This is a genomic window from Anaerotignum sp. (assembly GCF_017483025.1).
GTDB lineage: Bacteria > Bacillota > Clostridia > Lachnospirales > Anaerotignaceae > Anaerotignum_A.
The window spans coordinates 20,688-28,758 of record NZ_JAFUMA010000005.1 but is presented as its reverse complement, the minus strand read 5'-3'; the positions used below and the strand labels follow the sequence as shown (position 1 = coordinate 28,758).

The 8,071-nt window shown below is 45.0% G+C and carries 8 protein-coding genes; all 8 read right to left on the bottom strand.

Annotated elements, in window-relative coordinates; genetic code table 11:
• Positions 1-475: 475 nt before the first annotated feature.
• A complete protein-coding gene (trpS, locus tag IJ369_RS00220) occupies positions 476-1,483 on the bottom strand; it encodes a tryptophan--tRNA ligase (RefSeq protein ID WP_290714554.1) in 1,008 nt (335 codons plus the stop codon).
• A gap of 29 nt (positions 1,484-1,512) precedes the next feature.
• On the bottom strand, positions 1,513-1,734 hold the full coding sequence (locus IJ369_RS00215; protein WP_290714551.1) for a PspC domain-containing protein: 222 nt from the start codon (positions 1,732-1,734) through the stop codon (positions 1,513-1,515).
• Positions 1,735-1,752: 18 nt separating this feature from the next.
• The gene (gene radC, locus IJ369_RS00210) at positions 1,753-2,436 is read right to left on the bottom strand and encodes a RadC family protein (RefSeq protein ID WP_290714549.1); all 684 of its coding nucleotides are present in this window, start codon (positions 2,434-2,436) and stop codon (positions 1,753-1,755) included.
• A gap of 3 nt (positions 2,437-2,439) precedes the next feature.
• Positions 2,440-2,916, bottom strand: coding sequence for a DUF402 domain-containing protein (locus IJ369_RS00205; protein WP_290714547.1), 477 nt, complete (start codon positions 2,914-2,916; stop codon positions 2,440-2,442).
• Between the two features lie 214 nt (positions 2,917-3,130).
• Positions 3,131-4,369 carry a serine/threonine transporter SstT gene (gene sstT, locus IJ369_RS00200; protein ID WP_290714545.1) on the bottom strand — a complete coding sequence of 413 codons (1,239 nt, stop codon included), beginning with the start codon at positions 4,367-4,369 and terminating at the stop codon, positions 3,131-3,133.
• A 106-nt stretch (positions 4,370-4,475) separates the two neighbouring features.
• Positions 4,476-5,360 (bottom strand): L-serine ammonia-lyase, iron-sulfur-dependent, subunit alpha, encoded by an 885-nt coding sequence (gene sdaAA / locus IJ369_RS00195; RefSeq protein ID WP_442859653.1) that lies wholly within the window; start codon positions 5,358-5,360, stop codon positions 4,476-4,478.
• Positions 5,361-5,369: 9 nt separating this feature from the next.
• The gene (gene sdaAB / locus IJ369_RS00190; RefSeq protein ID WP_290714542.1) at positions 5,370-6,032 is read right to left on the bottom strand and encodes an L-serine ammonia-lyase, iron-sulfur-dependent subunit beta; all 663 of its coding nucleotides are present in this window, start codon (positions 6,030-6,032) and stop codon (positions 5,370-5,372) included.
• A 408-nt stretch (positions 6,033-6,440) separates the two neighbouring features.
• Positions 6,441-8,063, bottom strand: coding sequence for a chaperonin GroEL (groL, locus tag IJ369_RS00185; protein WP_290714539.1), 1,623 nt, complete (start codon positions 8,061-8,063; stop codon positions 6,441-6,443).
• Between the last annotated feature and the right edge of the window lie 8 nt (positions 8,064-8,071).

The following is an 8,071-nucleotide window of genomic DNA, read 5'->3' as shown; positions in this document are numbered from 1 at the left end:
TTTTCCGATTACTCCTCTGAGCATCCGTACGATGCTCTTTTTGTCATGCAATTTTTAAGGTTCTAACTTACTTGAAAAGTATTTCTGCACTTTACTTAAAATTTTGATTTTTTGACTTGACTTTTAATAGTTAGTCTTTCTATTTATATCTATCTAAATTTTTCGTAATTAAAAAGAAAAAAGCATTATCCGAAGATAATTCATTTTCGATTCCATATTTTTCTTAAATAAAGTTTATCATACACCTTGTTATTGTATGAAAAATGTTTGAATATACAAACATCGTGAATATTGCATTTTTCATTGATTTTGGTGTAAGATTTTTCCGTTATTTTAGAAAACTCTTAATAAAACCTCAATTTTTTGAGCTAAATAGGATACTATTATATTAAGGGTTTCAGCAATTGGTGTAAATTTGGTGTAAATTGTATTTTGAACCAAGATTTTTGCCTAATTTCTAGGGTTTATGCAAAAATTATCTGATTCGGTTAGGTAAACCTACCTTCTTCTGCACCTTTGTCAATGTTCTGTTTGCCAGGCGACTTGCTTTTTCCGCACCGTCTTTGATAATGGCATCCAGATAATCCTTGTTTGCTTCCAGTTCCTTCACGCGCTTCTGTACAGGCTCCAGATCAGCAACAACGGCTTCGCCAACGGCTGTTTTGAATGTGCCATAACCCATACCTGCAAATTCTCTTTCTGCTTCGGGGATGGTCTTGCCTGTAACTGCACAATAGATGCTCAGCAGGTTGGAAATACCGGGCTTTTCTTCCGCAAAACGAATTTCGTTATCAGAGTCTGTCATGGCACGCTTCATCTTATTCATGATGACCTTGGGATCATCCATCAAAGTAATGATATTGTTCTGGTTTTCATCGGATTTGGACATTTTCTTTGTAGGGTCCTGCAGAGCCATAACGCGGGCACCAACCTTACCAATATATGCTTCAGGAACCTTGAATACATCGCCGTAAACGCCATTGAAGCGCTGCGCCAGGTCTCTTGTCAGCTCCAGATGCTGTCTCTGATCTTCACCTACAGGCACCAGATCTGTCTGATACAGCAGGATATCTGCCGCCATCAGTGTAGGATATGTGAACAGACCTGCATTGATATTATCTGCATGTTTCGCACATTTATCCTTGAACTGTGTCATTCTGTTCAGTTCGCCCATATATGTGTAGCAGTTCAGGATCCAGCCCAGTTCCGCATGCTGAGGCACGTGAGACTGGTAATACATGATATTCTTTTCGGGGTCCAGACCAACTGCCAGATACTGCACCAGCAGATCTTTCGCCTGTTTACGCAGCTTTACAGGGTCCTGACGGACCGTGATTGCATGCATATCCACGATGCAATACAGACAATCATATTCATCCTGCAGCTTTGTCCAGTTTTTCAGGGCACCCAGGTAATTGCCCAGGGTGATGACGCCGGAGGGCTGCATGCCGCTGAAAATACGTTTTTTCTGTTCTTCTGCCATAGTAATTACACTCCTTTTATCTTACAGCTTTACTGCTTTTCTTTATAATCCACATCGATACAGCCGGGGTCTTCAGGAACAATAAACACACATGCCACATAGGCAACGATACCGATGAAAACATTCATCAGCGTGCCCAAAACCCAGATCAGACGCACGATGGTCGCATCCATACCAAAATATTCTGCAATGCCGGCACATACGCCAGAAATTTTTACGTCGCTTGTAGAACGATATAATTTTTTATTCATATCAGGAATCCTCCTTTTTTATTTTTCATCTTTCAGCAAATGATTTTCAAAAAAACTGAAATACTGCCCTTCCCCAACGATAATATGATCGATGACCGTCACCCCCAAAGGTGCCAGCATCCTTTTCAGACTGGCTGTCAATTGGGTATCCGCATTGGAAGGCGTCACCCTTCCACCGGGATGATTATGGCAAAATACGATGCCGGTGGATTTATACCGAAGGGCGACCTCCGCCACCGCTCTGGGATAAACTGCCGATTCCTCTACTGTTCCCTCCGAAATTTTTGCCGTATGGATGACCATTCTTCTGCTGTCCAGACAAACCACATAAAACCGTTCCGTCGTGCAGTGATTCAAAAGGGAAATACAATACTCCGCACATCTTCGAGGAGAAGTCAGCTGGGGTTTTTCCATTCTTTTTTCTTTATCATACCTTCTGACCAGTTCATGGAGCTGGGAAATAAATACAGCGCTTTTCAGCCCTACACCCGCCGTTTTGGCGATCTCATAAGGGTCTGTCTCGATAAGATTGGAAATAGAGCCAAATTCCCTCAGCAAATGATGAGCGATCTCATTCGTATCCCCTCTGGGAATGGCGCCATAGAGAATCATTTCCAGAAGCTCATGGTTCGCAAAGCCATCGGGACCTTCCTGTAAATAGCGCTGCCGCATCCTGTCTCGGTGTCCGTCATGTACTCCCATCCGTCACACCTTCGTTTCCATAAATCGAATCATTTCAGGCAAGCCTCCGCTATAGATCACTTCCAGCAAAGCATCCAATCTGCGCAAAGCCAGCTTTACTTCCCTATCCGTGATAATGCCCTCTTCCAACGCATCTGCGATCTCGCCCAGATCCACCACCTTGACAGAGCCATCTTCATAAATAATAACATCCGCCAGCAGATCTGTAAAAACATAAAAATTTTCCTCTGCATGGAATGTTGTATCTATAATATCACAATAATAATAAACAAGTTCATCGTTTTTGTTTAGGAATTTACTAATTTTCCATCCCTTATCCATATAATAGCAGGATACGCCATGGCTGAATTTTGCCTTAGGATGGAGCACATCCCATTTCGTCACCATCACATTTTCATCCTGATACACGATGATGTCATCCTTTAAATAAACGACCTCGTTTGGCATGAATCTTTTTCTATAAAGCTTCGGTAGTGTCATGATACCACTCTTTTCTCTCTTCCCCTAAAAGGCTAATAGTTAGCTTCGTCATTTTTGCATGACTTGTTCTTATTATAAGGAATATTCCCAAAAAACACAACCAGAAAAGAAAGAAACCTCCGCCACTTTCGTGACGGAGGGGATTCGTACCAACCGTAATTTGATTTATAAATGTATGTATGTTTTTGTTGCTAAAAAATTTAATTTTGAAAAATTATTTCTTTCTCCAAGCCCAGATATCTTTGCCTGCAGCTTTCATATCATGGAATTCAGCAGCAGCTGTGAACAGTGCGTCTGTAGAAGAGTTCAGACCTGTTTCGCAAGAGTCCTGAATTACACCGATGATGAAACCGATACCTACAACCTGCATAGCGATGTCGTTGGAAATACCGAACAGGGAGCATGCCAGAGGGATCAGCAGCAGGGAACCACCAGCTACGCCGGAAGCACCACATGCGGAGATAGCTGCTACGAAGGACAGCAGAACTTTCATTGCCAGAGGCACTTCCATACCCAGTGTGTTTACACAAGCCAGAGTCATAACTGTGATTGTGATAGCAGCACCAGCCATGTTGATTGTTGCACCCAGAGGGATGGAGATGGAGTAGTTGTCTTCGTCCAGACCCAGTTCTTCACACAGTGTCATGTTAACAGGAATGTTAGCAGCAGAGGATCTTGTAAAGAATGCTGTGATGAAGGAATCTTTCAGACATTTGCCTACCAGGGGGTAGGGATTGGATTTGATCTGTGTCCATACGATAATGGGGTTCAGGATCAGAGCTACGAAAGCCATGCAGCCAACCAGAACTGCCAGTACTTTACCGTATTCTGTGAAGATACCCAGACCATTTTCGGATACTGTTGTGAATACCAGACCCAGGATACCGAAGGGAGCGCAGGAAATTACAGTTCTAACAGCAAATGTAACTGCTTCAGAGAAATCGTTCAGTGCTTTCTTTGTTGTATCATTGGATTTTTTCAGAGCCAGACCAAAGATTACAGCCCAGAACAGAATACCCAGGTAGTTAGCGTTTACCATGGAACCGATGGGGTTAGCTACGATGTTGGACAGCAGGTTGGAGAATACTTCACCAACAGAGCCTGCAGCTGTGTAGCCTTCTGTGGAAGCGCCGGAGCCCAGAGGCAGAACAACGGGGATGAAGTGGCAAGCCAGTACTGCGATTACGGCAGCTGCGAATGTACCGATCAGATACAGAGCAACTACACGACCCATTGTTTTACCGCCGCCTTCCTGACCGCAAGCCAGAGCAGCCATTACCAGGAAGAATACCAGGATGGGAGCGATTGCTTTCAGAGCGCCTACGAACAGTGTACCCAGGATACCGATTACAGTTACCTGAGGAACAGCCAGACCCAGGATTGCACCAATGATCAGGCCGCAGATGATTCTTTTTACTAAGGAAATGCTATTCCATTTCTGAATAATACTCATTTTTACCTTCTCCTATTAAATTGTAATATTTCTTATGATTGCATTGTTACGATACGGTTTGTACGAAAAAGTTAATATGAAAAGTATGACGGTTTGCTTTTTTGCATCAACCAAATACTTTTTCGCAAAGCTTTTTGCCTGTAGGTGTAGTTGCCAGGCCGCCTTCTGCTGTTTCCTTCAGTGTAGAAGACATCATGTCGCCGACTTTCTTCATCGCTACGATGACTTCGTCCGCAGGAATGTGGCTTTCTACACCAGCCAGAGCCAGTTCTGCAGCTACCAGAGCGTTACCTACGCCGCCGGCATTTCTTTTGATGCAGGGAATTTCAACCAGACCTGCAACAGGGTCACATACCAGACCCAGGATATTTTTCAGCGCGATGGCACAAGCGTGTTCACATTGCTTGGGTGTGCCGCCGCACAGTTCAACCATGGCTGCCGCTGCCATTGCGCTTGCCGCGCCGCATTCAGCCTGACATCCGCCCGCCGCGCCTGCTACGCTGGCATTCGTTGCGATCACGATACCAACTGCAGATGCTGTGAACAGCGCCATAACCAGGTCTTTATCAGGGATGTTTTTTTCTTCCTGCAGTGTTAAGAGTGCAGCAGGAAGGATACCGCAGCTGCCCGCTGTAGGGGATGCTACGATTCTGCCCATGCAGGCATTTGTCTGCGCAACAGCGATGGCTTTCACCATTGCATTGCCGAAGAAAGGACCAACCATTGTTTTGCCTGCTTTCAGCACTTCGTTCATTTTGAACGCGTCGCCGCCTGTCAGGCCGCTGGCAGAACGTTTTACAGGGTCCAAGCCATCCTGTACGGATTCCTTCATGACCTGCAGAGAGCGTTCCATTGTTTTGAACATTTCTTCTTCGGATTTTTCAGCGATCGCTGCCTGGCTTTTCAGAACCAACTGAGAAAGCTTCACGCCTCTCTTTTCCGCTTCATTGACCAGTTCCGCGATAGAATCATATTTCAACAATTTTTCCACCTCTCCTTCTTAGATTGCTTTCAGGATCGTGGATGCGTGGATGTTGGGGCATTCCATGATCGCTTCGTTGATGGATTCATCGATGTTGCCGTCGATTTCGATGGTCATAACGGCTGTGCCGCCCTTACGGTCTCTGCCCAGAGAGAAGCCGTGAACGTTTACGCCTTTGTCCGCCAGAATGTTTGTAACCACGGCGATCATACCGGGAATATCATCATGGGGGATAACCAATGTATCAGACTTACCGGAGATGGAAACTTCTGTATCGTTGATCTTGTGGATCACGATATTGCCGCCGCCGATGGAAGCACCCTGGATCAGAGCAGTTTTGCCATTGGCATCTGTCAGTGTGATCTCTGCTGTGTTGGGGTGAGCGCCATCGATATCTTCTTCGACGAATGTGAAGTCCAGACCTTCTTCGGTAGCGATCTGCATGCTATTACGGATGCGGCCATCGTCTGTATCCATACCCAGGATACCTGCAATGACTGCTTTGTCTGTACCGTGACCTTTATATGTTTTCGCGAAAGAGCCGCTGAAACGGATCACAGCTTTTACTGGTTTTGTACCCAGTACAGAACGGGCATATTTGCCAATACGTACAGCACCTGCTGTATGTGAACTGGAAGGACCGATCATAATGGGCCCAATGATATCAAATACCTGTAACACAAAAATCCCTCCTCATTTTTTCCTTTTTGAGTCAATACCAGGCAAATTTCGACATAAAACAGCCCAGCTATCAACCTTAACAATTATATATGAAACAATTCGGCAAAGTCAATAGAAATCACGAAAAAAGTTCCTTCTGGAGGGACATTTTTTTCATAAATTCAAACAATGTCTCCAGTGTACGCACATGTGTGTCGTATCATACAAATTTTTCAAGAATTATGGAAAATATTTTTCTTTTTTGCCCAAAAGGATTGAAAAATTCTCATTGAGAAAAAGAAAAAAACCCTCTCGAAAAGAGAGGGTCAAAATTCTTAATGTCGAAAGCTGTCATTCGTATTCCTACGAATACTCATGTTTTGCTCCGCAAATATCTTCCGTCATGTTTTCTCCGCCATGTCACACATATTACATGTAGCCCATACCGGGATCAGCAGGCATTGCGGGAGCATTCTTTGCAGGCAGTTCTGCAACAACAGCTTCAGTTGTCAGGAATGTGGATGCAACAGATGTCGCATTCTGCAGCGCACTTCTTGTTACCTTTGCAGGGTCCAGGATACCCGCTTCCACCATTTCTACATATTCTTCTGTCAGTGCGTTGAAGCCCATGCTGTCATCCAGTTCTTTTACCTTATTCACGATTACAGAACCTTCCAGACCAGCGTTGGCTACGATCTGACGCAGGGGCGCTTCCAGAGCCTTAATGACGATCTCTGCGCCTGTCTTTTCATCGCCTGTCAGGCCTGCACATTCTGTTTTTACTTTATCGATGGCATGCACCAGTGCTGTACCGCCGCCGGCTACAATGCCTTCTTCCACTGCCGCTTTTGTTGCTGCCAGAGCATCTTCCATACGCAGTTTCTTTTCTTTCATTTCTGTTTCAGTAGCTGCGCCAACTTTGATAACAGCTACGCCGCCAGCCAGTTTTGCCAGTCTTTCCTGATATTTTTCTCTGTCAAAATCGGATTCTGTTTCTGCCATGCCTTTTCTGATCTGAGCAATACGTGCATCGATGGCTTCTTTTCTGCCCGCGCCATCGGCGATAATCGTCAGTTCTTTTTCAACACGAACTGTTTTTGCGGAACCCAGCATATCCAATGTTGCATCCTGCAGAGAAATACCGATTTCTTCGGAGATCACCTGACCGCCTGTCAGGGCAGCGATATCAGCCAGCTGTGCTTTTCTTCTTTCGCCATAGCCGGGAGCCTTCACAGCAACGCATGTGAATACGTTTCTCAGTTTATTTACAACCAGAGTAGCCAGAACTTCGCTTTCTACATCTTCTGCGATCAGCAGCAGTTTTCTGCCAGTCTGCATCACCTGTTCCAGAATAGGCAGGATTTCCTGAATGTTGGAGATCTTCTTATCTGTGATCAGGATCAGAGGTTCTTCCAGAACGGCTACCATCTTATCCATATCTGTAGACATATAAGCGGACAGATAGCCTCTATCGAACTGCATACCTTCTACCAGAGCCAGTTCTGTTTTCATTGTTTTTGATTCTTCGATGGTGATAACGCCGTCATTTGTCACTTTATCCATCGCTTCCGCAATCATTGCGCCTACTTCTTCATCGCCAGCGGAAATCGCTGCAACATTAGCAATGTGTTTGCTTGTTGTTACAGACTGGCTCATTGCCTTGATTTCTGCTACTGTTGCTTCTGTTGCCTTCTGCATACCTCTTCTCAGGATGATGGGATTTGCGCCTGCTGCGATATTTTTCAGGCCTTCCTGGATCATCGCCTGTGCCAGAACTGTTGCTGTTGTTGTACCGTCGCCGGCAACGTCATTTGTCTGTGTTGCAACTTCTTTTACCAGCTGTGCGCCCATGTTTTCATAGGGGTCTTCCAGCTCGATATCTCTTGCAATTGTCACACCGTCATTTGTGATGAGGGGTGCTGTGAATTTTCTGTCCAGAACTACGTTTCTGCCTTTGGGGCCCAGTGTTACTTTTACTGTATTCGCCAGTTTGTCTACACCAGCTGCCATTGCGTTTCTGGCATCGGTGCTGTATTTGATTTCTTTTGCCATGATTCAAA

Coding starts and splice junctions, on each gene's coding strand:
- trpS (WP_290714554.1), bottom strand. CDS start 1,483: ATGGCAGAAGAACAGAAAAAACGTATTTTCAGCGGCATGCAGCCCTCC.
- IJ369_RS00215 (WP_290714551.1), bottom strand. CDS start 1,734: ATGAATAAAAAATTATATCGTTCTACAAGCGACGTAAAAATTTCTGGC.
- radC (WP_290714549.1), bottom strand. CDS start 2,436: ATGGGAGTACATGACGGACACCGAGACAGGATGCGGCAGCGCTATTTA.
- IJ369_RS00205 (WP_290714547.1), bottom strand. CDS start 2,916: ATGACACTACCGAAGCTTTATAGAAAAAGATTCATGCCAAACGAGGTC.
- sstT (WP_290714545.1), bottom strand. CDS start 4,369: ATGAGTATTATTCAGAAATGGAATAGCATTTCCTTAGTAAAAAGAATC.
- groL (WP_290714539.1), bottom strand. CDS start 8,063: ATGGCAAAAGAAATCAAATACAGCACCGATGCCAGAAACGCAATGGCA.